The sequence below is a fragment of the Pseudomonas sp. HS6 genome (genome assembly GCF_023375815.1).
Lineage (GTDB): Bacteria > Pseudomonadota > Gammaproteobacteria > Pseudomonadales > Pseudomonadaceae > Aquipseudomonas.
The window spans coordinates 4,712,705-4,733,592 of record NZ_CP067412.1 but is presented as its reverse complement, the minus strand read 5'-3'; the positions used below and the strand labels follow the sequence as shown (position 1 = coordinate 4,733,592).

Annotated in this window: 22 protein-coding genes; 9 read left to right on the top strand and 13 right to left on the bottom strand. The window is 61.4% G+C overall.

The genetic code is table 11. The annotated features are described in order from the left end of the window. Window positions 1-316: 316 nt before the first annotated feature. Complete coding sequence (locus JJN09_RS21395) at window positions 317-1,513, bottom strand: class I SAM-dependent rRNA methyltransferase (protein WP_249483580.1); 1,197 nt, start codon at window positions 1,511-1,513, stop codon at window positions 317-319. A 266-nt stretch (window positions 1,514-1,779) separates the two neighbouring features. Between JJN09_RS21395 and JJN09_RS21390 the strand changes: the two genes are divergently transcribed. The 3 genes from JJN09_RS21390 (at window position 1,780) to JJN09_RS21380 (ending at window position 3,824) form a co-directional block, all read left to right on the top strand. Next, the gene (locus JJN09_RS21390) at window positions 1,780-2,592 is read left to right on the top strand and encodes an HDOD domain-containing protein (protein WP_249490836.1); all 813 of its coding nucleotides are present in this window, start codon (window positions 1,780-1,782) and stop codon (window positions 2,590-2,592) included. A 25-nt stretch (window positions 2,593-2,617) separates the two neighbouring features. Then, complete coding sequence (mutM, locus tag JJN09_RS21385) at window positions 2,618-3,430, top strand: bifunctional DNA-formamidopyrimidine glycosylase/DNA-(apurinic or apyrimidinic site) lyase (protein ID WP_102619680.1); 813 nt, start codon at window positions 2,618-2,620, stop codon at window positions 3,428-3,430. 70 nt (window positions 3,431-3,500) lie between these two features. Then, the gene (locus JJN09_RS21380; protein ID WP_249483578.1) at window positions 3,501-3,824 is read left to right on the top strand and encodes a multidrug transporter; all 324 of its coding nucleotides are present in this window, start codon (window positions 3,501-3,503) and stop codon (window positions 3,822-3,824) included. 38 nt (window positions 3,825-3,862) lie between these two features. Here JJN09_RS21380 and JJN09_RS21375 read toward each other — a convergent pair whose 3' ends face one another. The 5 genes from JJN09_RS21375 to JJN09_RS21355 form a co-directional block, all read right to left on the bottom strand. Further along, a complete protein-coding gene (locus tag JJN09_RS21375; RefSeq protein WP_003195146.1) occupies window positions 3,863-4,114 on the bottom strand; it encodes a YfhL family 4Fe-4S dicluster ferredoxin in 252 nt (83 codons plus the stop codon). Window positions 4,115-4,216: 102 nt separating this feature from the next. Continuing rightward, window positions 4,217-4,696: a pantetheine-phosphate adenylyltransferase gene (gene coaD, locus JJN09_RS21370; protein ID WP_003229157.1), complete on the bottom strand. Its 480-nt coding sequence runs from the start codon at window positions 4,694-4,696 to the stop codon at window positions 4,217-4,219. Between the two features lie 115 nt (window positions 4,697-4,811). Further along, entirely contained in the window at window positions 4,812-6,407 is a 1,596-nt protein-coding gene (locus JJN09_RS21365; RefSeq protein WP_249483576.1) for a GMC family oxidoreductase, read from the bottom strand. A gap of 41 nt (window positions 6,408-6,448) precedes the next feature. Then, window positions 6,449-6,994, bottom strand: a complete 546-nt coding sequence (locus JJN09_RS21360) for a twin-arginine translocation pathway signal protein (RefSeq protein ID WP_249483574.1) — start codon at window positions 6,992-6,994, stop codon at window positions 6,449-6,451. A gap of 24 nt (window positions 6,995-7,018) precedes the next feature. Continuing rightward, window positions 7,019-8,449: a coniferyl aldehyde dehydrogenase gene (locus JJN09_RS21355; RefSeq protein ID WP_249483573.1), complete on the bottom strand. Its 1,431-nt coding sequence runs from the start codon at window positions 8,447-8,449 to the stop codon at window positions 7,019-7,021. A gap of 146 nt (window positions 8,450-8,595) precedes the next feature. On the opposite strand from JJN09_RS21355, the gene JJN09_RS21350 reads away from it, so the two are divergent. Further along, window positions 8,596-9,267 (top strand): TetR/AcrR family transcriptional regulator, encoded by a 672-nt coding sequence (locus tag JJN09_RS21350; RefSeq protein ID WP_249483571.1) that lies wholly within the window; start codon window positions 8,596-8,598, stop codon window positions 9,265-9,267. 27 nt (window positions 9,268-9,294) lie between these two features. Continuing rightward, window positions 9,295-10,149: a sulfurtransferase gene (locus JJN09_RS21345; RefSeq protein ID WP_249483569.1), complete on the top strand. Its 855-nt coding sequence runs from the start codon at window positions 9,295-9,297 to the stop codon at window positions 10,147-10,149. Between the two features lie 38 nt (window positions 10,150-10,187). On the opposite strand, the gene JJN09_RS21340 is transcribed toward JJN09_RS21345, so the two are convergent. From JJN09_RS21340 to JJN09_RS21315, 6 genes are all read right to left on the bottom strand, one after another. Then, complete coding sequence (locus JJN09_RS21340; protein ID WP_249483567.1) at window positions 10,188-11,018, bottom strand: AraC family transcriptional regulator; 831 nt, start codon at window positions 11,016-11,018, stop codon at window positions 10,188-10,190. A gap of 4 nt (window positions 11,019-11,022) precedes the next feature. Further along, window positions 11,023-12,021 carry a hydrolase gene (locus JJN09_RS21335; RefSeq protein ID WP_249483565.1) on the bottom strand — a complete coding sequence of 333 codons (999 nt, stop codon included), beginning with the start codon at window positions 12,019-12,021 and terminating at the stop codon, window positions 11,023-11,025. A gap of 63 nt (window positions 12,022-12,084) precedes the next feature. Continuing rightward, complete coding sequence (gene rsmD, locus JJN09_RS21330; protein WP_249483564.1) at window positions 12,085-12,693, bottom strand: 16S rRNA (guanine(966)-N(2))-methyltransferase RsmD; 609 nt, start codon at window positions 12,691-12,693, stop codon at window positions 12,085-12,087. Next, window positions 12,693-14,183 carry a pitrilysin family protein gene (locus JJN09_RS21325; protein WP_249483562.1) on the bottom strand — a complete coding sequence of 497 codons (1,491 nt, stop codon included), beginning with the start codon at window positions 14,181-14,183 and terminating at the stop codon, window positions 12,693-12,695. The genes rsmD and JJN09_RS21325 overlap by 1 nt, the downstream gene beginning before the upstream one ends. Beyond that, the gene (locus JJN09_RS21320; protein WP_249483560.1) at window positions 14,176-15,531 is read right to left on the bottom strand and encodes a pitrilysin family protein; all 1,356 of its coding nucleotides are present in this window, start codon (window positions 15,529-15,531) and stop codon (window positions 14,176-14,178) included. Before JJN09_RS21320 ends, JJN09_RS21325 begins: the two co-directional genes overlap by 8 nt. Before the next feature lie 152 nt (window positions 15,532-15,683). Further along, complete coding sequence (locus tag JJN09_RS21315) at window positions 15,684-15,878, bottom strand: hypothetical protein (RefSeq protein ID WP_249483558.1); 195 nt, start codon at window positions 15,876-15,878, stop codon at window positions 15,684-15,686. Here JJN09_RS21315 and ftsY point away from each other — a divergent pair. The 4 genes from ftsY to rpoH all read left to right on the top strand — a co-directional run bounded on the left by ftsY (window position 15,877) and on the right by rpoH (window position 20,056). Next, window positions 15,877-17,397: a signal recognition particle-docking protein FtsY gene (gene ftsY, locus JJN09_RS21310; protein ID WP_249483556.1), complete on the top strand. Its 1,521-nt coding sequence runs from the start codon at window positions 15,877-15,879 to the stop codon at window positions 17,395-17,397. The genes JJN09_RS21315 and ftsY overlap by 2 nt on opposite strands. Beyond that, window positions 17,394-18,065 carry a cell division ATP-binding protein FtsE gene (gene ftsE / locus JJN09_RS21305; RefSeq protein WP_008065082.1) on the top strand — a complete coding sequence of 224 codons (672 nt, stop codon included), beginning with the start codon at window positions 17,394-17,396 and terminating at the stop codon, window positions 18,063-18,065. The genes ftsY and ftsE overlap by 4 nt, the downstream gene beginning before the upstream one ends. Next, window positions 18,062-19,087, top strand: a complete 1,026-nt coding sequence (ftsX, locus tag JJN09_RS21300) for a permease-like cell division protein FtsX (protein WP_096817585.1) — start codon at window positions 18,062-18,064, stop codon at window positions 19,085-19,087. Before ftsE ends, ftsX begins: the two co-directional genes overlap by 4 nt. A 114-nt stretch (window positions 19,088-19,201) precedes the next feature. After that, window positions 19,202-20,056 (top strand): RNA polymerase sigma factor RpoH, encoded by an 855-nt coding sequence (gene rpoH / locus JJN09_RS21295; protein ID WP_003229146.1) that lies wholly within the window; start codon window positions 19,202-19,204, stop codon window positions 20,054-20,056. Between the two features lie 71 nt (window positions 20,057-20,127). Here rpoH and mtgA read toward each other — a convergent pair whose 3' ends face one another. Then, window positions 20,128-20,850: a monofunctional biosynthetic peptidoglycan transglycosylase gene (mtgA, locus tag JJN09_RS21290; protein ID WP_249483555.1), complete on the bottom strand. Its 723-nt coding sequence runs from the start codon at window positions 20,848-20,850 to the stop codon at window positions 20,128-20,130. Window positions 20,851-20,888 lie beyond the last annotated feature (38 nt).

Sequence of the window (20,888 nt, the reverse complement as noted above, 5' to 3'; positions counted from 1 at the left end):
GTAATTGCTTTCATGTTTGAACTCCTTGTTCATTGATGCTTCGTTGTTTGTTGAGTGCCACCTCGTGGTGACGACTTAATAATAGTTTGTAATGGATTAATCGCAAGTGGATATTAAGTAGGAATATTCCAGTAATTTTGTCGGAGTGATCTTCGGCTTGTAAGGTACTTGTAAGTTAGAAGTTGGTAGGTGGTGGATGTCAGGAAAAGTCCTGCACGTTGGCCGGACGGTAAATGTAGGAAGGCCAATAATGTAAGGCAAAAAGAAGGGGAGCCTGTTGGCTCCCCTTCTTTTATGCATCGATACCTTCTAACCGTTAGCTGTTGGGCAGCAGACGGCAGGTGATGCTCTTGATGTAGCGGGTTTCCGGGATGGCCGGGTGTACCGGGTGATCCGGGCCCTGACCGCCGCGCTCCAGCAGCTGGATGTTGCGGTCCAGGTGACGGGCGCTGGTCAGCAGGATGTTCTGCAGATCGTCTTCCGGCAGGTGCATCGAGCACGAAGCGCTGAACAGGATGCCGTCCTTGTTGAGCAGGCGCATGGCTTGCTCGTTCAGGCGGCGGTAGGCGCCTTCACCGTTTTTCATGTCCTTCTTGCGTTTGATGAACGCAGGCGGATCGGCAACGATCACGTCGAAGCGCTCTTCGCTGGCCTTGAGTTCCTTCAGGGCTTCGAAGACGTCGCCTTCGATGCAGGTCATCTTGTCGGCAAAACCGTTCAGCGCGGCGTTGCGCTCAACGCCATCGAGGGCGAAGCCCGAGGCGTCGACGCAGAACACTTCGCTGGCGCCGAACGCGGCAGCCTGTACGCCCCAGCCACCGATGTAGCTGTAGAGGTCCAGCACGCGTTTGCCTTTGGCGTAAGGGGCCAGGCGCGCGCGGTTCATGCGGTGGTCGTAGAACCAGCCGGTTTTCTGGCCCTGAATCACCGGGGCTTCGAATTTCACGCCGTTCTCTTCCAGCGCCACCCACTCCGGCACCAGGCCGAACACGGTTTCGGTGTAACGCTCGAGGCCTTCGGCATCACGCGCAGCGGAGTCGTTCTTGAACAGGATGCCGCTTGGCTTGAGCACTTGGGTCAGCGCCGCGATCACGTCATCTTTATGCGCTTCCATGGTCGCCGAAGCGATCTGCACCACGAGGATGTCGCCGAAACGGTCGACGACCAGACCCGGCAGCAGGTCGGAATCACCGTAGACCAGGCGATAGAACGGCTTGTCGAACAGGCGATCACGCAGGGACAGGGCCACGTTCAGGCGATGCACCAGCAGCGACTTGTCCAGCGGCAGCTTGATGTCGCGCGACAACAGGCGGGCGCAGATCAGATTGTTCGGGCTCATGGCGACGATGCCCAGCGGCTTGCCGCCGGCGGCTTCGAGGATCGCCTGGTCGCCGGCCTTGAAGCCGTGCAACGGGGTCGCGGCCACGTCGATTTCGTTGCTGTAGACCCACAGGTGACCGGCGCGCAGGCGACGGTCGGCGTTGGCTTTGAGGCGCAAGCTAGGCAGGGACATGACGTCGCTCCGGAAAAAAGAGCGGGAGTATACCGTGTTGTGCTGCACGCGGGTTCGGTGCTGGACATGTGGCGCGCAAGCCAGGCCTGTCAGCGGATGAAGGCAGAATTGGCCAAATGGTCTTGAATGAAAGTTTCCGCCGATCTGCCCCCAAAGTGTCGTCCGTCGGTTTTTAGAGGTTAGAATCGCCGCCTGTCCCAGAGTGTGTACTTATGTCCCAAGAGCTGACCACCGAACAGATTCAACAGTCCCTGCAAGGCATCAGTGTGCCCGCGCAACCGCAGATCATGGTGGATCTGCAAATGGAGCAGTACATGCCCGACCCGGACCTGGAGACGATCGCCAAGCTGATTGCCCAGGATCCCGGCTTGTCCGGCTCTCTGCTGAAAATCGTCAACTCGCCGTATTACGGCCTGAGCAACAAGATCACCTCGATCAAGCGCGCGGTGAACCTGCTGGGCAGCCGTTCTATCGTCAATCTGATCAACGCGATGTCGATCAAGGGCGAAATGAACGACGACACCATCGTCACCCTCAACCGTTTCTGGGACACCGCCCAGGACGTGGCCATGACCTGTTTGACCCTGGCCAAGCGCGTCGGCACCGAGGCGAGCGACGAGGCCTACGCGTTGGGGCTGTTCCATGACTGCGGTGTGCCGCTGATGCTCCAGCGTTTTCCGGATTACATGAAGACACTTGAACAGGCCTATGCCAACGCGGGTGCCGAGCGCCGTGTCGTGGACACCGAGAACGATGTCTACAACACTAACCACTCGGTGGTCGGTTATTACACCGCCAAGTCCTGGCGCCTGCCGGAACATGTCAGTGCGGCCATCGCCAACCACCACAATGCCCTGGCGATCTTCAGCGACGAGACCTCGCGCAACACCCAGATGAAAAACCTGCTGGCGATCCTGAAAATGGCCGAGCACATCTGCGCGTCGTACCGGGTACTGGGCAACCAGACCGAAGACTTCGAATGGCAGACAGTTGGTCCGCTGGTGCTCGAATACATCGGCCTTTCGGATTACGACTTCGAAACGTTGAAGCAGACGATCCGCGAGCTTGGCGCACATTGATTTAGCAAACTGATTCGAGACCCCCATGCCTGAATTGCCGGAAGTCGAAACCACCCGTCGCGGGATCGCCCCGCACCTGGAAGGCCAGCGGGTCAGCCGGGTGATCGTGCGTGACCGGCGGTTGCGCTGGCCGATTCCCGAAGATCTCGATGTGCGCCTGTCCGGGCAGCGCATCGTGCTGGTCGAGCGACGCGCCAAGTATCTGCTGATCAACGCCGAGGTCGGCACGCTGATCAGCCACTTGGGCATGTCGGGCAACTTACGGCTGGTCGAGGTCGGGCTGCCGGCAGCCAAGCATGAACATGTGGACATCGAACTGGAATCCGGCCTGGCCCTGCGTTACACCGATCCGCGGCGCTTCGGCGCGATGCTCTGGAGCACCGACCCGCTCAATCACGAATTGTTGATTCGCCTGGGGCCGGAGCCGTTGACCGACCTGTTCGATGGCGAGCGGTTGTTTCAGCTGTCACGCGGGCGTTCGATGGCGGTCAAGCCGTTCATCATGGACAACGCGGTGGTGGTGGGTGTCGGCAATATTTACGCGACCGAAGCGTTGTTCGCCGCCGGTATCGATCCGCGCCGCGAAGCCAAGGGCATTTCCCGGGCGCGGTATCTGAAGCTGGCGATCGAGATCAAACGCATCCTCGCTGCCGCCATCGAGCGCGGCGGCACTACGTTGCGTGATTTCATCGGTGGCGATGGGCAGCCGGGGTATTTCCAGCAGGAACTGTTTGTCTACGGGCGTGGTAACGAGCACTGCAAAGTCTGCGGCACCGGTCTGCGGGAAGTGAAGCTGGGGCAGCGTGCCAGCGTTTTCTGTCCGCGCTGCCAAAGCTGACGCGCAAAAGCTGAAAAAGTCCTACGGTCTATAGTGAGTTGTCTCACTGTTCAGCCCGAAGGATCGTGCCATGAAATCCTCGCAAGCCCTGTTCCTCGCATTGCTGCTGTGTTCCGGCCTGACCGTTCATGCCACGGAAGGCGGCAGCGGTGACCCGCGATACGCCATCCAGAACCCACCGGCCTACGCCATGATCGGCGATCTGCTGATTGCCCGCCCCTTGCTGGTGGCGGCGACGGTGATCGGTGCGGGGGTGTTTGTGGTGTCGTTGCCGTTTACCGCGCTGGGTGGCGGTGTCGGCGATGCGGGGGAGGCGCTGGTGGTGGCACCGGCGAAAGCGGCGTTCGTGCGTTGCCTGGGATGTACCGGGGAAGGATTCGAGCAGCGTGAATGACCCGATCGCAGCCTGGCGCTACGATCGCGGTCAGAAAATCAAGCCTTGCCGGTAATCTTGCGGTACTTCTCCATCAACTGTTCTTCAGTCTCCGGATGGGCTTCGTCCAGTGGAATGCAATCCACCGGGCAGACCTGCTGGCACTGCGGCTCGTCGTAGTGGCCGACGCACTGGGTGCACAGGTTCGGGTCGATCACGTAGATCTCTTCGCCCTGGGAAATGGCGGCATTCGGGCACTCGGGTTCGCAGACGTCGCAGTTGATGCAATCGTCGGTGATGATCAGGGACATGCTAACTCCAGCCGGGGCGGCGGGCCCGGGCGCAATAAATCAATGCGCGCAATTGTGCCGCATTGGCGCCCGCAGTGCACGCGGGCGCCGTTTGAACGGTCGTTACTTCTTGAAGCGCAGGGTCAGTGCATCAGCGACCGCCGGGTGGACGAACTTGCTGATATCGCCGCCCAGGGCTGCAATTTCCCGCACCAGGGTCGAGGAAATGAACGAATAACGCTCGGACGGGGTGAGAAACAGGCTTTCCACATCCGGTGCCAACTGGCGGTTCATGTTGGCCAGCTGGAATTCGTATTCGAAGTCCGACACCGCGCGCAAACCACGCAGGAACACGTTGGCGTTCTGCTCTTTGGCGAAATGCGCCAGCAGCGTCGAGAAGCCGACCACTTCCACGTTCGGCAGGTGTTTGGTGACCTCGCGGGCCAGCTCGACCCGTTGTTCCAGCGGGAACAGCGGATTTTTCTTGGGGCTGGCGGCGACGGCGATGATCACATGGTCGAACAGGCGCGAAGCGCGTTCGACCAGATCGCCATGGCCCTTGGTAATAGGGTCGAAGGTACCTGGGTACAACACTCGGTTCATCGCGTCGTCCTGGCGGGAATCCGTTGGGGAGTCGGATGGTATCGCAGCCGTCCCGGTCGGCCAAGTCGCCTTTTGGGTAAGAAAGCACTATAGACGGTACGAATCTTCGGCTTTTTCACGGGTTTCTCAACCGTTCGCCGAGGGATGTTGCCAGTTGCGCCGTCAGACCATACACCGACAGCTGCGGGTTGGCGCCGATGCTGGTGGGGAACAGTGAACCGTCGTGAATCGACAGATTGCGCAGCTGATGATGCCGGCCAAGGCTGTCGGTGACGGCGGTTTTCGGGTCTTCGCCCATCGCACAACCGCCCATGACATGGGCGCTGCCCAGGCGGGTGCGGTACAGCTCAAGGCTCAGGCCGTCGATCATCGTGCGGGCCTCGGCCAGGTTGTTTACGTAGCGCGCATCGGCGTGCATCGGCATCACCGCTTTGGCGCCGCCGGCAAACTGGATCTCGGCCATGACGTGGAAGGCCCGACGCAATCCGTCCCAGGCGTAGGACGACACCTGATAATCGAGTACCGGCGAACCATCACCGCGCAATTCGACACTGCCGCCTTGGCTGTCCTGGTGAAAGCCGTCACGCAGCAACGCGAGCATGGCGTGGGTGTGCGGAAGATCCGCCATGTGTTGCGCGTTTTCCTGGCCGAAGCCGCCGAGCAGGGTGGCGGCCAGCGCCGGGTGCAGCGGTGGCACTTCGAGTTTGAAAGCCATCGGCCCGGTGGTGCCGTCCTTCCACTGGAAGTGGTCGGAGTAGATCGATTGCGGCGCCCCATAAAACGGGTTGATGACCTCGTCGAAACGCCCGGCGGACATGTTCACCGGGTGCAGGAAGGTGCGTTTGCCGAGGCTTTGATGCGGGTCCGGCGCATCCGAACGCAGCAGCAGGGCAGGGCTGTTGATCCCGCCACCGGCCAGCACGTAATGGCGGGCCTTGACCGTGATCTTGCGCCCGGTCGTTTCGACGCAGCGTTCGTCCATCGCCACGCATTGCAGGCCGGTGACCTTGTCGCCGTTGATCAACAGTTTTTCAGCCCGGGCCAGATAGAGTAGTTCGCCACCCTTTTCCAGGGTCGCCGGAATGGTCGTGACCATCATCGATTGCTTGGCGTTGGTCGGGCAGCCCATGCCGCAGTAACCCAGATTCCAGCAGCCGCGCACGTTGCGCGGGATCACGTGCCAGCTGTAGCCGAGTTGTTCGCAGCCTTTGCGGATCACGTCGTTGTTGGCGTTGGGTGGCACCATCCAGGGCGCGACGCCGAGGCGCTGCTCCATTTTTTCGAACCACGGCGCCATGTCGGCGGGGCTGTGGCCTTTGACGTTGTGTTCTTTGGCCCAGTGTTCGAGGGTCGGCTCGGGGGTTCGGAAGCTCGAGGTCCAGTTGATCAGGGTGGTGCCGCCGACCGCGCGGCCCTGAAGGATGGTGATCGCGCCGTCCTTGCTCATGCGGCCGATGCCTTCCTGATAGAGGCTGCTGTAGGCCTTGTCCTCAAGCATCTTGAAGTCGCTGCTGGTCTTGAGCGGGCCTTCTTCGATCAGCAACACCCTGTAGCCGGCGGCGCTGAGGATTTCCGCCGTGGTGCCGCCGCCGGCACCGCTGCCGATGATGGCCACGTCGGCTTCCAGAGTCAGGTCATCGGTCAGTTGTGCGCCGTTGTAGGTTTTCCAGCCACGGGCAAGGCCTTCGCGAAACGGGTCGGGTACGGGCATCAATCAGGCTCTCTTATTATTGTTCGGGGGAGGCGCGCGTCTCAAACGGTGGGCGGGCCGGGATAACCGCAATGGGCCCAGGATTCGGCGCGGGTGTACCAGGCCATCATCACCATTTGCTGGAGGGAGCTGTGGCCCATGCGCAGCAGGTTCAACGAACTGTTTTCCCAGCGCTCGAGGAAGTGCCGGATCGCCTCGGGGCTGGAGTTTTCCCAACTGCCCCAGATCCCGGTCAGCGGTCCTCGGGTTACGGCCATGCCCAGCACATCAAACAGTTGCCGGGTGAGCTTGAGCATTTCCGGTGACAGGTGATCGAGGCTGTAGTCCAGCGACTTCAGCGCTCCGTCGACAGCAGCGGGCATCTTATCCATCGCGACGGCGCCTTCGAGCATCACCGGAATCAGCGCGCGCAGAAACAGCAGGTCGCCGCTGCGCAACGTGGTGAATCCGTTGGCCGATACGCTCGACGAACAGCCGCTGAGGCTGGCACCAAGGCCGGCGGTGGCGAGGAAAGCCGTGGCGCCGAAGCTGAATTTCAGCAGGCCACGTCGCGACAGTGCAGGTGTTTCGGTCAGGCTTGGGTGCATTGTTGTTATTACCCGGCGGTGACGTTAGCGAATGAACAGCTTCTGGATCAGTTTCTGAATGGATTTCCCGTACGGCGGGTAGATCAGCTTCGCCGCGTTGAAGCGCTGTTTAACCAGTACACCCTTGGCCTTGCTGAAGGTCAGAAAGCCTTCGTGTCCGTGGTAATGGCCCATGCCTGATGGGCCGATACCGCCGAACGGCATGTCGTCCTGGGCCACATGCAGCAACGTGTCGTTGAGGCAGACACCACCGGAGTGGGTTTCGTGGAGCACGCGCTTCTGTTCGCGTTTGTCGTAGCCGAAGTAGTAAAGAGCCAGAGGACGTGGCCGCTGATTGATGTAAGCAAATGCCTGATCCAGATCCTGATACGGCACGATCGGCAGCAGCGGGCCGAAGATTTCGTCCTGCATCACCGTCATCTCATCGCTGACATTCAGCAGCAGGCTGTGCGGCATGCGTCGGCCCTGGCCCTGGTCGAACAGCGGAATCAGCAGCGCGCCCTTGCTGGTGGCGTCGCTGAGGTAGCTGTTCAGCCGCGCCAGTTGGCGCTCGTTGATGATGGCGGTGTAGTCCGGGTTGTCGGCGAGCGTCGGATAAAACCCGCGCACGGCCTGACGATAGGCTTCGACGAAACCGCCGACCCGATCTTCCGGCACCAGCACGTAGTCCGGAGCCACGCAGGTCTGGCCGGCGTTGAGGGTCTTGCCGAAAGCGATGCGCTCGGCGGCGTCCTTGAGCGGAACATCGTGGGAGACGATGGCCGGGGATTTGCCGCCCAGCTCCAGGGTCACCGGCGTGAGGTTTTCCGCCGCCGCGCGCATCACGTGCTTGCCGATGCTGGTGGCGCCGGTGAACAGCAGGTGATCGAAGCGCAGTTTCGAGAAAGCCACGCCGACATCGGCCTCGCCGAGCACCACGCAGACCAGGTCTTCAGGGAAGATCCGCGCCAGCAATTCCTTGAGCAACAGACCGGTGGCCGGGGTCGATTCGCTGAGCTTGAGCATCACCCGGTTACCAGCCGCAAGGGCACCGGTCAAAGGGCCCATGGCCAGGAACAGCGGGTAGTTCCACGGCACGATAACGCCGACCACGCCCAGCGGCTGATACACCACTTTCGCCGACGCCGGCTGGAACGCGACACCCACTTTGCGTCGCGAAGGCTTCATCCATTTGCTGATATGCCGGCTGGCGTAATGAATGCCGTGCAGGCTCGGCATCAGCTCGGCGAGCAGGGTTTCATCGGCGCTGCGGTGGCTGAAATCGGAACTGATCGCCTCGACCAACGCTTGCCGTTCGCTGCTCAGCAGATCACGCAAGGCCTTGAGCCATTGCTGGCGCTGGGCGGCAGGCGGCATCGGGTTGGCGGCATAGGCGGCGCGCTGGGCGTGGAACAACCGGTTGAGCTCCTCCAGCGGCTGTTGCAGCGATTGCAGGTAGGCAATATCAGCGGTCATTGTCGGCTCCGGATTTGTTGTCGTGAGGAACTTTCTAGAGTCTATGCTCTAGAAAGTCAAATGACTTCCTTGCGTGCCATGGTTTTCTCCAATTCCGGTTAGGTCGTAAGATGCCCACCAACGCACTCTGAATTAAAGCTCAAGCCATGGCCCCACGGATCAAAACCAGCGAGCGCATCGTGCAGAACAGCCTCGAGCTGTTCAATCAGCAGGGCGAGCGCAGCATCAGCACCAATCACATCGCGGCCCACATGGAGATTTCTCCGGGCAACCTGTACTACCACTTCCCCAACAAGCAGGCGATCATCGCCGTATTGTTCAGTGAGTACGAAAGCCTTGTGGACAGCTTCCTGCGCCCGCCTCAGGGGCGTGCGGCGACGGTCGAGGACAAGCGTTTCTACCTCAAGGAACTGCTTTCGGCGATGTGGCGCTACCGCTTTCTGCATCGCGATCTCGAGCATTTGCTCGACAGCGACCCGGAGCTGGCCGGGCGTTACCGGCGCTTTTCCCAGCGCTGCGTGATTCAGGGGGCAGCAATCTATGAAGGCTTTGTCGCCGCTGGCATCCTGAAGATGGACCGGGTGCAGATCGAGTCCCTGACCCTCAACGCGTGGATCATCCTCACCTCATGGGTGCGCTTTTTGTGCACGACCCGGGAAAACTCCAATTACCTCAGCGAGCAGGCCATTAAACGCGGCGTGTATCAGGTGCTGGTGCTGGAAGCGGGATTCGTCACCGAGCAGGCCCGCGATGAGGTCAACGCACTGTTCGAAGAGTTCTACGTACCGTTGGCCCAGGCCCTCGAAGAAAGGTCCTGACCCATCCGCTTACAGGAGTCGTTCGCTATGCCGATTGCGCAACTGATCAGCCCGACCACGCTGGATGCCCGCAAGGAGCAACCGGGGCTGGTGATTCTTGATTGCCGTTTTGCCCTCGAAGATCCGGATTACGGCCAGCGCAGCTATGCCGAAGGGCACATTGCCGGGGCGAGCTATGCCGATCTTGAGCGAGACCTCAGCGGCCCGGTGACCAAGGGTGTGACCGGGCGCCATCCGCTGCCGGAGCCGGCAGCGTTAATTGAGCGCCTGCAAGCCTTCGGTATCAGCAACGAAAGCGACGTAGTTCTGTATGACGACGGCCCCGGTGCCTACGCGGCGCGGGCCTGGTGGTTGCTGGCCTGGCTGGGCAAGCGCGATGGCGTGTTCATTCTCGATGGCGGGCTCAAGGCCTGGCACGCGGCGGGTCTGCCGCTGAGCCTGGATGCGCCTTCGGTGGCTCGCGGAACGTTCAGCGGGCAGGCGGACAAAAACCTGCTGCTCAGCGCCGAGCAATTGCAGCAGCGCCTCGGTCAGCCAAGCCTGACCCTTCTTGATGCCCGCGCCTTGCCGCGTTTCAAGGGCGAAGTGGAACCGATCGACCCGATTGCCGGGCACATTCCCGGCGCGCGATGCGCGGCGTTCACCGACAATCTGGGCAGCGATGGGCGTTTCCTGCCGTCCGACCAGCTCAAGCAGCGCTTTGCCGCGAAACTCGGCGAGCGGTCGCCAGCCGATCTGGTGGCGTATTGCGGTTCCGGGGTGACGGCGTGTCATAACCTGTTCGCCCTGTGCCTGGCGGGTTATCCATTGGGTTCGCTGTATGCCGGGTCGTGGAGCGAGTGGATCAATGAGCCGTCGCGCGGTATTGCCACCGGCGAATAACTTTGTGGGAGCAAGCTCGCTCCCACAGTTTTTGTTGCCTATTTCAAGAACCTCGCGCTGCGATAGGCGGCTGGCCCCACGCCATAAACTTGTTTGAACTGCCGACTCAGATGACTCTGGTCGGCAAATCCCAGTTGCGTGGCAACTTCCACCGGCAGGCACCCGCTCTGCAACAAGCCCCGCGCGCAGGCGATCCGCTGCTGCATCAGCCAGCTGTGTGGCGGCATTCCGGTGGCGCGGCGGAACACCCGGGCGAAGTGGAAAGGCGAGAGGTTGACGGCCGCCGCCAGCTCTTCCAGCGAGGGCGGCGCCGCCAATTGCGCGTGCAGCAACTCCTTGGCCATCACCACCGCGCGGTGCTCTTTGCCGGGATTGCCGTTGATCTGCACCGCCGCGTGACGCTGCAACAGCAGCAGCATCATTTCCCGCCATACCGTTTGCTGTTGCAGCGCAGTGACGGGGCTTTCCAGCAAGTGATGCAACTGACAGAAACCGTTGACCAGATCCGGATCGCGATACAGGGTCGCGCCGAAGGCCGGCATCGGTGTGGTCGGCAGCTCCAGCTCATTCAGCAGCGCGACGATCTGCCCGGTGTCGGGATAAAACGCCCGGTACAGCCAGCCGTCCTCGGTGCCCTTGTAGCCGTTATGCACTTCGTCCGGATTGATCAGCACCAGCGTGCCGCTGCCCGCCAGGTGTTCGGCGCCGCGATAACGATAGCGTTGGGCGCCGGCCATGATCATGCCGATCACATAACCGTCGTGGACGTGGGGGGCGAAACGATGCTCGATGTAGCGCGCGGTCAATAGCTCGACCCCGGCCAGAGGCGCGGCTTGCCAGAAGCGGATCGATTCGCCCTGATCGCTCATGACCTCACCCGCGCCCCGCGTCGGCCAGCCACTGCGGAATCCGTCGTTCCAGGTAATAACCCGGCTGGCGGACCGTGCCGTCGACGAAGCCGACGTGCCCGCCCTTGTTCTGCAATTCGAACTGCGTCGTGGCCGACAACTCACTGGCCTGCGGCAGGCTGTGGGGGAACACGAACGGATCATCCGCCGCCTGAATGATTAGGGTCGGCGTGCGGATTTCGCCGAGAAAGTAGCGGCTTGATGCCCGGCGATAGTAATCCTCGGCATCGGCAAAACCATGCAGCGGCGCGGTCACCCGGCCATCGAAATCCCAGAAGGTGCGCATGTTTTCCAGCGAGCCAAGGGCTGCCAGTGCGGCGAGACCATCCTCGCGGCCGTCATGCTGGAACTGACGCTGCTTGTTCTTGATGTAGGCCACCATCTCGCGCATGAAGTGCGCCTGATAGACCTTCGAGAAACCCTGGCCGATACGGTCGGCGCATTGATCGAGGCGAAACGGCACGGACACCGCCACTGCGCCGAGCACGCCGCTGGTGCTGCCGGTTTCACCCAAATGCTTGAGCAGCACGTTGCCGCCCAGGGAGTAACCGACCGCATACAGCGGCGCCAGTGGTCGCTTGGCTTTCAGGTGTCGTATGGTCTCGGCGAGGTCTTCGCTGGCGCCGGAATGGTAGCTGCGCGGCAACAGATTCGGCTCGCCCGAGCAACCACGCCAGTTCAGCGCGACACTGGCCCAGCCTTGCGCGCCGAGCGCTGCCTGAATTCCGGCGACGTAAGGGGAATTGGAAGAACCGGTCAGCCCGTGCAGCACCAATACCAATGGCGCTTCGGCGCTGTGCGGGCCGTGCCAGTCGAGGTCGAGAAAGTCGCCGTCCTCCAGCCACAGTCGTTCGCGCTGGCGATCAAGGTGTACGGTTTTGCGCCACAGCGGCCCCCACAAGGTTTGCAGGTGCGGATTGCCGAGGCCGAAGGCGGGGATGAACGGTTTTGACGAAAGGGACACGATTGCTCTCGATGCAGCGCAGCGAGCCTCGGCTGAGGCCCGCCGCTTTTTCAGGCCGGTCGGTTAACCGGCGATCACTGCCATACGTTGCCACAACGCGTAGTACACCCGCCCGGATTTCTGCTCGCGGTGCAGGCGCCAGTTGCCTGGCAGGCCGAGGGTCGATGGCGCGGTTTCGCTTTCAGTGTAGATCCACGCTTCATCGGCCAGCCAATGGCGCTCTTCCAGCAGCGTGCACACGGCGGGCAGCAGGTTCTGGTTGAACGGCGGGTCGAGGAACACCAGGTCGAACGTGGTCGCCGTCTGGGTTTCCAGGTAGCGCAATGCGTCGGCGGTCTGCACATGGCCGTTGGTGCAGCGCAGCGTGCCGAGGTGTTCTTTCAGGCTGGAGACCGCGACATGGCTGGCATCCAGCGCCTGGCCCATGGACGCGCCCCGGGACAGCGCTTCCAGAAACAGTGCGCCGCTGCCGGCGAACGGATCGAGCACCTTGGCCCCGGCAACATATGGCGCGAGCCAGTTGAACAGGGTTTCGCGCACACGGTCCGGCGTCGGGCGCAGGCCCGGCGCATCCGGGAAGCTCAGTTTGCGGCTGCGCCATTCGCCGCCGATGATGCGCAACTGGTTCACACCGTTGTGCAGTTTTTGTACAGGTTTCTTTGGACTGGCCATTAATGCTCCGGAACCCCGAGCGGCTGCTCGGCAGGTTTATCAGATGGGGCCGGTAACGGCTTTTGCGGCACGGTCGGGCCAGCGCTGACGATGACCAGTTTATCCGTGCTCAAGTGTTTGTTCAGGGCGTCGCGGACCTGCTCGACGGTCAGACTCTGGGACTGACGCATGAAGTCGTCCAGATAGCTCAGCGGCAGGTTGTAGAAACCCATGGCGCCGAGCTGGCCGACGATGTCGGCGTTGCTCGCGGTGGACAGCGGGAAGCTGCCGGCCAGTTCGCGCTTGGCGTCGTCGAGTTCTTTCTGGGTCGGGCCGGTCTTCAGGTAATCGGCGAGCACATCCTGCACCAGTTTCAAAGTGCCTTCGCTCATTTCCGCGCGGGTCTGAAGATTGATCATGAACGGGCCGCGCGCCTGCATCGGGCTGAACCCCGAGTACACGGTGTAGGCCAGACCGCGTTTCTCACGGACTTCGCTCATCAAGCGGGTGCCGAAACCACCACCACCGAGAATCTGGTTGCCCATGGACAGCGCGGCGTAGTCCGGGTCGTCACGGTCGATGCCCAGTTGCGCAAGCATCAGGTTGGTCTGCTTGGACGGGAACTCGATGTGGCCGACGCTGGCTTTCGGCTCCTGCGGTTGAGCGATCTTCGCCAGCGCCGGGCCTTTTGGCAGGGCGGCGGACACCTGATTGGCAATTGCCTCGGCCTCGGCACGGGACAAGTCGCCGACCAGCGCAATCACCACGTTGCCGGCGGCATACGCCTTGGCGTGGAACTCACGCAGTTGCGCCAGGGTGATCTTCGGTACGCTTTGCGCGTTGCCATCGCTGGAGTGTGCATACGGGTGATCGCCGTACAGGCGCTTCATCAATTCCAGGCTGGCGAGTTTGCCGGGGCTCTGTTTTTGATACTCGAAACCGGCAAGCATCTGGTTCTTGATGCGCGCGAACGAGTCGGCGGGGAAGGTCGGTTTGCCGATCACTTCCGAGAACAGTTTCAGCGCCGGCTCGCGTTTGTCGGCGGCACTCAGGCTGCGCAGCGAAGCGATAGCCATGTCCTTATAGGCGCCGTTGCCGAAGTCTGCACCCAAGCCTTCAAAGCCCTGGGCGATGGCGCCGACATCCTTGCCCGCGACGCCTTCGTTGAGCATGGCGTTGGTCAGCAGGGCCAGGCCCGGCGCGTTGCCGTCCTGGCTGCTGCCGGCGGCGAAGATCAGGCGCATGTCGAACATCGGCAGTTCGCGAGCCTCGACGAACAGCACCTTGGCGCCTTCGGCGGTGTTCCAGGTCTGCACGTCGAGTTTGCGGCTTGCCGGGGCCTTGCCGTCGAGTTCGGCCAGTGATTGCAGCTTCTGGCTGGACTTGGCGTTATCCAGCGCTTCGCTGGCCTTGCTGTCGTCGCTCGGCGCCAGAAAGAGCGCGGCGGAGCCGATCACCGCCAGGGTGATCAGGCCGAGCAGTAACAGGCGTGGGGTTTTGCGCTCACTCATGAGTCGTCTCCAGTGGCAGGACGTGGGCGACGCTGAGACGTTCGCGGGTGAAATACAGCTTGGCGGCGTTCTGGATGTCTTGCGGGGTGACGCTTTCCAGATCGGCCAGTTCGGTGTCCATCAGTTTCCACGACAGGCCGACGGTCTCCAGTTGGCCGATGGCAGTGGCCTGGGCAGTGATCGAGTCACGTTCGAAGACCAGGCCGGCGATGACTTGCGCACGCACTCGTTCCAGTTCTTCGGCGGACGGTGCGGTGGTTTTCAACTGTTCCAGCAGTTTCCACAGACCGGCTTCAGCCTGGGCCATGGTTTTTTTCTTCTGGGTGTTCGGCGTGGCCGACAGGGTGAACAGGCTGTCACCGCGGGTGTAGGCGTCGTAGCTTGCCGAACCGCCGGACACCAGCTCTTCACCACGCTCAAGCTGGGTCGGGATACGACCGCTGTAGCCGCCGTCCAGCAGCGCCGAAATCAGGCGCAAGGCGTTGATCGAGCGTTTGTCTTCGGCAGTGCTCAGGCTCGGCACGTTGAAGCCGAGTATCAGGCTGGGCAGTTGGGTCTGCACGTGCAGGGTGAGCTGGCGTTCCCCGGGTTCGGCCAGTTCCAGCGGCTTCTTCGCCGGAGGAATGTCGCGTTTCGGGATGGGGCCGAAATAGCGCTGGGCGAGGTTTTTGACTTCGTCCGGGGTCACGTCACCGACCACCACCAGCGTGGCATTGTTCGGCACATACCAGGACTGATACCAGTGGCGCAGCTCTTCGACCTTCATCCGGTCGAGATCGGCCATCCAGCCGATGGTCGGCGTGTGATAACCGCTGGCCGGGTAAGCCATGGCCTTGTAGCGCTCGTAGGCCTTGGACATCGGCTTGTCGTCGGTGCGCAGGCGACGCTCTTCCTTGATGACTTCGATTTCCTTGGCGAACTCGTCGGCCGGCAGGCGCAGATTGGCCATGCGGTCGGCTTCCAGTTCGAAGGCTACGCCCAGGCGGTCGCGGGCCAGCACCTGGTAGTAGGCGGTCAAGTCATCGCTGGTGAACGCGTTCTCTTCGGCGCCCAGGTCGCGCAGGATCAGCGAGGCTTCACCGGGGCCGGCTTTCTCGCTGCCCTTGAACATCATGTGCTCGAGGGCGTGGGACAGACCGGTCTGGCCCGGTGTTTCGTAGCTGGAGCCGACCTTGTACCAGACCTGCGAAACCACCACTGGCGCGCGATGGTCTTCGCGCACGACGACCTTCAAGCCGTTGTCGAGGGTGAATTCGTGGGTCGGTTGCGGGTCGGCCGCCAGGGCCGAAAGGGGCAGGCAGACTGTGCTGAGCAGCAGGCCTGCGGCGCGGCGGGCTAGAGCATTCATTCGTTTTTAAACCTGTTGGGTTGCCCGCTTGGTCTTAGCCTAGGCGGGCGAGGAGGTGCTAGGATACTGATCCGTTTTACTGGCGGCCACGCCTATCAGGCCACTGATCGGTCTATAGGTTGTACGGGTTACCGGCAGAAGCTTTGAGTTTGTCAGCTAAACTCTGCGTTTTCGCCGACGATGCCGTTCCAGTCCTTGGTATTTACAGACCTTTGGGGTGCTTTTTGTGCCTCGACAAAATGTTGCGCGTGAACAAGCTGGGTGAAACACAGTCTGTTCTGCATCGAATATTTATTTGCCGGGGCGCCCCTGTGGCGCGTCGCTACCGTGAGATAGCCGTCCTCCATGTTTGGTTCCAACGACGACAAGAAGACCCCAGCTGCGGCTGGCGAGAAGAAAAGCCTGTTCGGATGGCTGCGCAAAAAGCCGCAGGAACCCGTCGTCGAACAGCCGACAGCCATTCCTGAGCCAGCCCCAGCGCCCGCTCCCGTAATACCCGTAATGGAAGAAGCGCCGGCACCGGTTGTGCTGCCGATCGCCGAACCGGTGTTGCAACCAGTGGCCGAAGTCGAGCCTGAAGCGCCGGCTGCCGCTGAACTGCCGCTGACCCCGGTCACCCAGCCATGGCTGACCTTGCCGGTGGCCGAGGAGCCGGTGGCATTGGTTGAAGAGGCTGCGCCGCATGTGACGCCGGTGATTCCTGCGCCGGTTGCTTTGGTGCCTGAGCCGGTTCCAGTTTATGTGGCTGAACCTGAGCCTGTGATTGAGACCGCGCCAGTTCCTGCCGAGCCTGTTGCGGTTGCTCCGGTTGCTCCTGTCATTGAAGTCCCCGAGCCTGCACCTGCACCTGCACCTGCACCTGCACCTGCACCTGCACCTGCACCTGCACCGGTCGTCGACACTCCGGTCGAGGCGCCTCGCACCGAAGAAACGAAGGCCGGCTTCTTCGCCCGCCTCAAGCAAGGCCTGTCCAAGACCAGTGCCAGCATCGGCGAGGGCATGGCCAGCCTGTTCCTCGGCAAGAAAGCCATTGATGACGAGTTGCTCGACGACCTCGAAACCCGTCTGCTGACCGCCGACGTCGGCGTCGAAGCCACGTCGGTGATCATCCAGCGTCTGACCCAGAAGGTCGCTCGTAAAGAGCTGGCCGACGCCGACGCGCTGTACAAGTCCCTGCAAGCCGAGTTGGCTGCAATGCTCAAACCGGTTGAGCAGCCGCTGAAAATCGTTTCGCAGAACAAGCCGTTCGTAATCCTCGTGGTCGGCGTCAACGGCGCCGGCAAGACCACCACCATCGGCAAGCTGGCGAAGAAGCTGCAACTGGAAGGCAAGAAAGTCATGCTCGCCGCCGGTGACACCTTCCGTGCCGCGGCGGTCGAGCAGTTGCAGGTCTGGGGCGAGCGCAACAAGATTCCGGTGATCGCCCAGCACACTGGCGCGGACTCGGCTTCGGTGATCTTCGACGCCGTGCAGGCCGCCAAGGCCCGTGGCATCGATGTGCTGATCGCCGACACCGCCGGTCGCCTGCACACCAAAGACAACCTGATGGAAGAACTGAAGAAGGTTCGCCGGGTGATCGGCAAGCTCGACGCCGATGCGCCGCACGAGGTGCTGCTGGTGCTCGACGCCGGCACCGGTCAGAACGCCATCAACCAGGCCAAGCAATTCAACCAGACCGTCGAACTGACCGGCCTGGCGCTGACCAAGCTCGACGGTACCGCCAAGGGCGGGGTGATTTTTGCCCTGGCCAAGCAATTCGGCCTGCCGATCCGCTACATCGGCGTCGGTGAAGGCATCGACGATCTGCGTACCTTTGAAGCCGAACCCTTTGTCCAGGCACTGTTTGCCGAGCGGGAGCGTTCATGATTCGTTTCGAACAGGTCGGTAAACGCTACCCGAACGGTCACGTCGGCTTGCATGAGCTGAGCTTTCGAGTCCGTCGCGGCGAGTTCCTGTTTGTCACCGGCCATTCCGGTGCCGGTAAATCCACGTTGTTGCGCCTGTTGCTGGCGATGGAACGTCCGACCAGCGGCAAACTGCTGCTGGCCGGGCAAGACCTGAGCACCATCAGCAATGCGCAGATTCCGTTCCTGCGCCGGCAGATCGGCGTGGTGTTTCAGAATCACCAATTGCTCTTCGATCGCACGGTGTTCAACAACGTCGCGCTGCCCTTGCAGATTCTCGGGCTGTCCAAAGCAGAAATCGCCAAGCGCGTCGATTCGGCGCTGGAGCGCGTAGCCCTGTCGGACAAGACCGATCTGTACCCCGGCGACCTGTCCACCGGTCAGCAACAGCGCGTCGGCATTGCCCGCGCCATCGTTCACCGTCCGGCCCTGCTGCTGGCGGACGAACCGACCGGTAACCTCGACCCGCGTCTGGCGGCCGAGATCATGGGGGTGTTCGAAGACATCAACCGTCTGGGCACCAGCGTGCTGATCGCCAGTCACGACTTGGCCCTGATCGCGCGCATGCGCCATCGCATGCTGACCCTGCAACGCGGCCGATTGATCGGTGACGGGGAGGCTGGCGAATGAGTGCGACACGCAGTCCGAAGGTTTCCGAACGCGTGGCCCCGAAAGCCGCCGATCCGCAGCCGCCAAAGAAGAAAAAGCATGACGATGACGATGGCCCGGATTTCGCCACATTGTTCCGTGCCTGGGTAGAAAACCACCGTGCCAGCCTGCTCGACAGCCTGCGTCGCCTCGGTAAGCAGCCGATCGGCAGCTTCTTCACCTGCATGGTGATGGCGGTCGCACTGAGTCTGCCGATGGGGCTTTCGTTGTTGCTGAACAACGTCGAGCGTCTGGGCGGTTCCTGGCAGCGTGCGGCGCAGATCTCGTTGTATCTGGAGCTCGAAGCCAGTCCGGCTCAGGGCGAGAAGCTGCGGGATCAGATCAAGGGTATGCCGGGCGTAGCTGATGCTGAATATGTCGGTCGCGATCAGGCACTGGAAGAGTTCCAGCAGCAGTCCGGACTGGGCGAAGCCTTGCGCGAGCTGCCGGAAAACCCGCTGCCAGGCGTTGTGCTGGTCACGCCGAACGAGGTCGACAAGTCGACGCTGGAAGCATTAAGACAAAAACTTTCCGAGCTGCCCAAGGTACAACAGGCGCAACTTGATCTAGTCTGGGTCGAGCGTCTGGCTGCCATCCTCAAGCTCGGCGATCGTTTTGTCTTCGGTCTGACGGTGTTGCTGGTTTCCGCATTACTTTTGGTGATAGGCAATACCATTCGTCTTCATATTGAAAACCGCCGCACAGAGATAGAAGTGATTAAACTCGTCGGCGGCACTGACAGCTATGTGCGTCGTCCCTTCCTTTATATGGGCGCGTTGTATGGCTTCGGTGCGGGGCTGCTGTCCTGGGGTGTGCTGGCGTTCGGCCTGAACTGGCTGAACGACGCGGTGGTTGGGCTGGCCGGCTTGTACGGCAGTGATTTTGCGCTGGCCGGAGTGCCAGTTGCCGACGGTCTGTCGCTCTTGCTTGGCGCGGTGCTGTTGGGTTATATCGGTGCATGGATTGCAGTCGCACGTCATCTCAGGGAGCTGGCGCCGAAGTAGAATCTTTTTTGCGCGTGATTGACCTTGCGGTTTTTTGGGAACTTGTACCTGAGTTTCCGGTCAATTTTTCGCAGTGCCGAAAGGCGCGAGTATGTAAGTCGGAGGTTTTTTCGTATGACCAATTCTTTGCAACCTGCGTATGCATTGGTTCCGGGCGCAAACCTGGAAGCCTATGTACACACCGTCAACAGCATTCCATTGCTGACGCCGGAGCAGGAGCGTGAACTGGCCGAGAGTCTCTACTATGAGCAGGATTTGGGGGCGGCTCGGCAGATGGTGCTCGCCCACCTGCGTTTTGTCGTACACATTGCCCGTAGCTATTCCGGCTACGGTCTGGCTCAGGCTGACCTGATCCAGGAAGGCAACGTCGGCCTGATGAAGGCCGTGAAGCGCTTCAACCCGGAAATGGGCGTGCGTCTGGTGTCCTTCGCGGTTCACTGGATCAAGGCCGAGATTCACGAGTTCATCCTGCGCAACTGGCGCATTGTGAAAGTCGCGACCACCAAGGCCCAGCGCAAGTTGTTCTTCAACCTGCGCAGCCAGAAGAAGCGTCTGGCCTGGCTGAACAACGAGGAAGTCCACCGTGTGGCGGAAAGCCTCGGCGTCGAGCCACGTGAAGTGCGTGAGATGGAAAGTCGCCTGACCGGCCATGACATGGCCTTCGACCCGGCTGCTGAAGCCGACGACGACAGTGCTTTCCAGTCGCCGGCCAACTACCTGGAAGACCACCGGTACGATCCGGCGCGTCAACTGGAAGATGCCGACTGGAGCGACAACTCCAATCACAACCTGCACGAAGCGCTGGAAGTGCTGGACGAACGTAGCCGTGACATCCTTTACCAGCGCTGGCTGGCGGAAGAGAAAGCCACGCTGCACGACCTGGCGCAGAAGTACAACGTGTCGGCCGAGCGGATCCGTCAGCTCGAGAAGAGCGCGATGAACAAGCTCAAGTTGTCGATTGCCGCGTAACCGGTGTATCAGAAACAAAAAAACGCCCTGATCAGTGATGATCGGGGCGTTTTTGTTTGCGTGTCAGAAACTCATTGAGCCCAGGGCGCCTTGCGCGAATCATTGAGTGTCAGCAGATAGCTGTCGCCACCCAGTTGGCTCATCTGTTGACGAATCCATCCGGCCCGGCGTGAAACATAGGAGGTCGGGTGGCTGGCGCTCCAGACCCGGGGATTGGGCAATACGGCCGCGAGATAACTCGCCTGCTGCCGGGACAAGGACTTGGCACCTACACCAAAGTGATGCCTTGCCGCCGCTTCGGCACCAAACACGCCGTCATCCCACTCGACACTGTTCAGGTACACCTCAAGAATCCGCTGCTTGGGCCAGAACACTTCGATCAGCGCGGTGAACCAGGCTTCCAGGCCTTTGCGCAGATAGCTGCGGCCGGACCACAAAAACAGGTTCTTCGACACTTGCTGGCTCAAGGTGCTGGCACCGCGGATCGAGCCGCCGAGTTCGTTGTGAGCCAGTGCGGCCTTGATCGCGCTCAGGTCAAAACCCCAGTGCTCGGGGAATTTCTGGTCTTCGCCGGCAATCACCGCGACCTTCAGGTCATCGGAGATCTCGTCCCACGGCTTCCAGGTGCGCTGCAGATCGATCGGCTCGCCGTCGACCCAGGATTCGATCTTGCGCTCGACCATCAGCGCCGTGCCCGGTGGCGGCACGAAGCGAAACACCAACACTAGCAATACGCTGCCGCCCGCGAACCAGAGCAGGGCCTTCGTGAAACGACGGAGAAATAAACGCAGCATAGAGATGGCTTGGCCGAACCGGTTGAGCGAGCCATTAT

What these genes read in the sequence shown, in the direction of transcription:
- JJN09_RS21365 (WP_249483576.1), bottom strand. Translation starts at nt 6,407, where the DNA reads ATGCCCGTACCCGACCCGTTTCGCGAAGGCCTTGCCCGTGGCTGGAAA.
- JJN09_RS21360 (WP_249483574.1), bottom strand. Translation starts at nt 6,994, where the DNA reads ATGCACCCAAGCCTGACCGAAACACCTGCACTGTCGCGACGTGGCCTG.
- JJN09_RS21375 (WP_003195146.1), bottom strand. Translation starts at nt 4,114, where the DNA reads ATGTCCCTGATCATCACCGACGATTGCATCAACTGCGACGTCTGCGAA.
- JJN09_RS21350 (WP_249483571.1), top strand. Translation starts at nt 8,596, where the DNA reads ATGGCCCCACGGATCAAAACCAGCGAGCGCATCGTGCAGAACAGCCTC.
- JJN09_RS21315 (WP_249483558.1), bottom strand. Translation starts at nt 15,878, where the DNA reads ATGGAGGACGGCTATCTCACGGTAGCGACGCGCCACAGGGGCGCCCCG.
- ftsE (WP_008065082.1), top strand. Translation starts at nt 17,394, where the DNA reads ATGATTCGTTTCGAACAGGTCGGTAAACGCTACCCGAACGGTCACGTC.
- ftsX (WP_096817585.1), top strand. Translation starts at nt 18,062, where the DNA reads ATGAGTGCGACACGCAGTCCGAAGGTTTCCGAACGCGTGGCCCCGAAA.
- JJN09_RS21345 (WP_249483569.1), top strand. Translation starts at nt 9,295, where the DNA reads ATGCCGATTGCGCAACTGATCAGCCCGACCACGCTGGATGCCCGCAAG.
- mutM (WP_102619680.1), top strand. Translation starts at nt 2,618, where the DNA reads ATGCCTGAATTGCCGGAAGTCGAAACCACCCGTCGCGGGATCGCCCCG.
- JJN09_RS21325 (WP_249483562.1), bottom strand. Translation starts at nt 14,183, where the DNA reads ATGAGTGAGCGCAAAACCCCACGCCTGTTACTGCTCGGCCTGATCACC.
- JJN09_RS21340 (WP_249483567.1), bottom strand. Translation starts at nt 11,018, where the DNA reads ATGAGCGATCAGGGCGAATCGATCCGCTTCTGGCAAGCCGCGCCTCTG.
- mtgA (WP_249483555.1), bottom strand. Translation starts at nt 20,850, where the DNA reads ATGCTGCGTTTATTTCTCCGTCGTTTCACGAAGGCCCTGCTCTGGTTC.
- rsmD (WP_249483564.1), bottom strand. Translation starts at nt 12,693, where the DNA reads ATGGCCAGTCCAAAGAAACCTGTACAAAAACTGCACAACGGTGTGAAC.
- coaD (WP_003229157.1), bottom strand. Translation starts at nt 4,696, where the DNA reads ATGAACCGAGTGTTGTACCCAGGTACCTTCGACCCTATTACCAAGGGC.
- rpoH (WP_003229146.1), top strand. Translation starts at nt 19,202, where the DNA reads ATGACCAATTCTTTGCAACCTGCGTATGCATTGGTTCCGGGCGCAAAC.
- JJN09_RS21355 (WP_249483573.1), bottom strand. Translation starts at nt 8,449, where the DNA reads ATGACCGCTGATATTGCCTACCTGCAATCGCTGCAACAGCCGCTGGAG.
- JJN09_RS21380 (WP_249483578.1), top strand. Translation starts at nt 3,501, where the DNA reads ATGAAATCCTCGCAAGCCCTGTTCCTCGCATTGCTGCTGTGTTCCGGC.
- JJN09_RS21395 (WP_249483580.1), bottom strand. Translation starts at nt 1,513, where the DNA reads ATGTCCCTGCCTAGCTTGCGCCTCAAAGCCAACGCCGACCGTCGCCTG.
- JJN09_RS21320 (WP_249483560.1), bottom strand. Translation starts at nt 15,531, where the DNA reads ATGAATGCTCTAGCCCGCCGCGCCGCAGGCCTGCTGCTCAGCACAGTC.
- ftsY (WP_249483556.1), top strand. Translation starts at nt 15,877, where the DNA reads ATGTTTGGTTCCAACGACGACAAGAAGACCCCAGCTGCGGCTGGCGAG.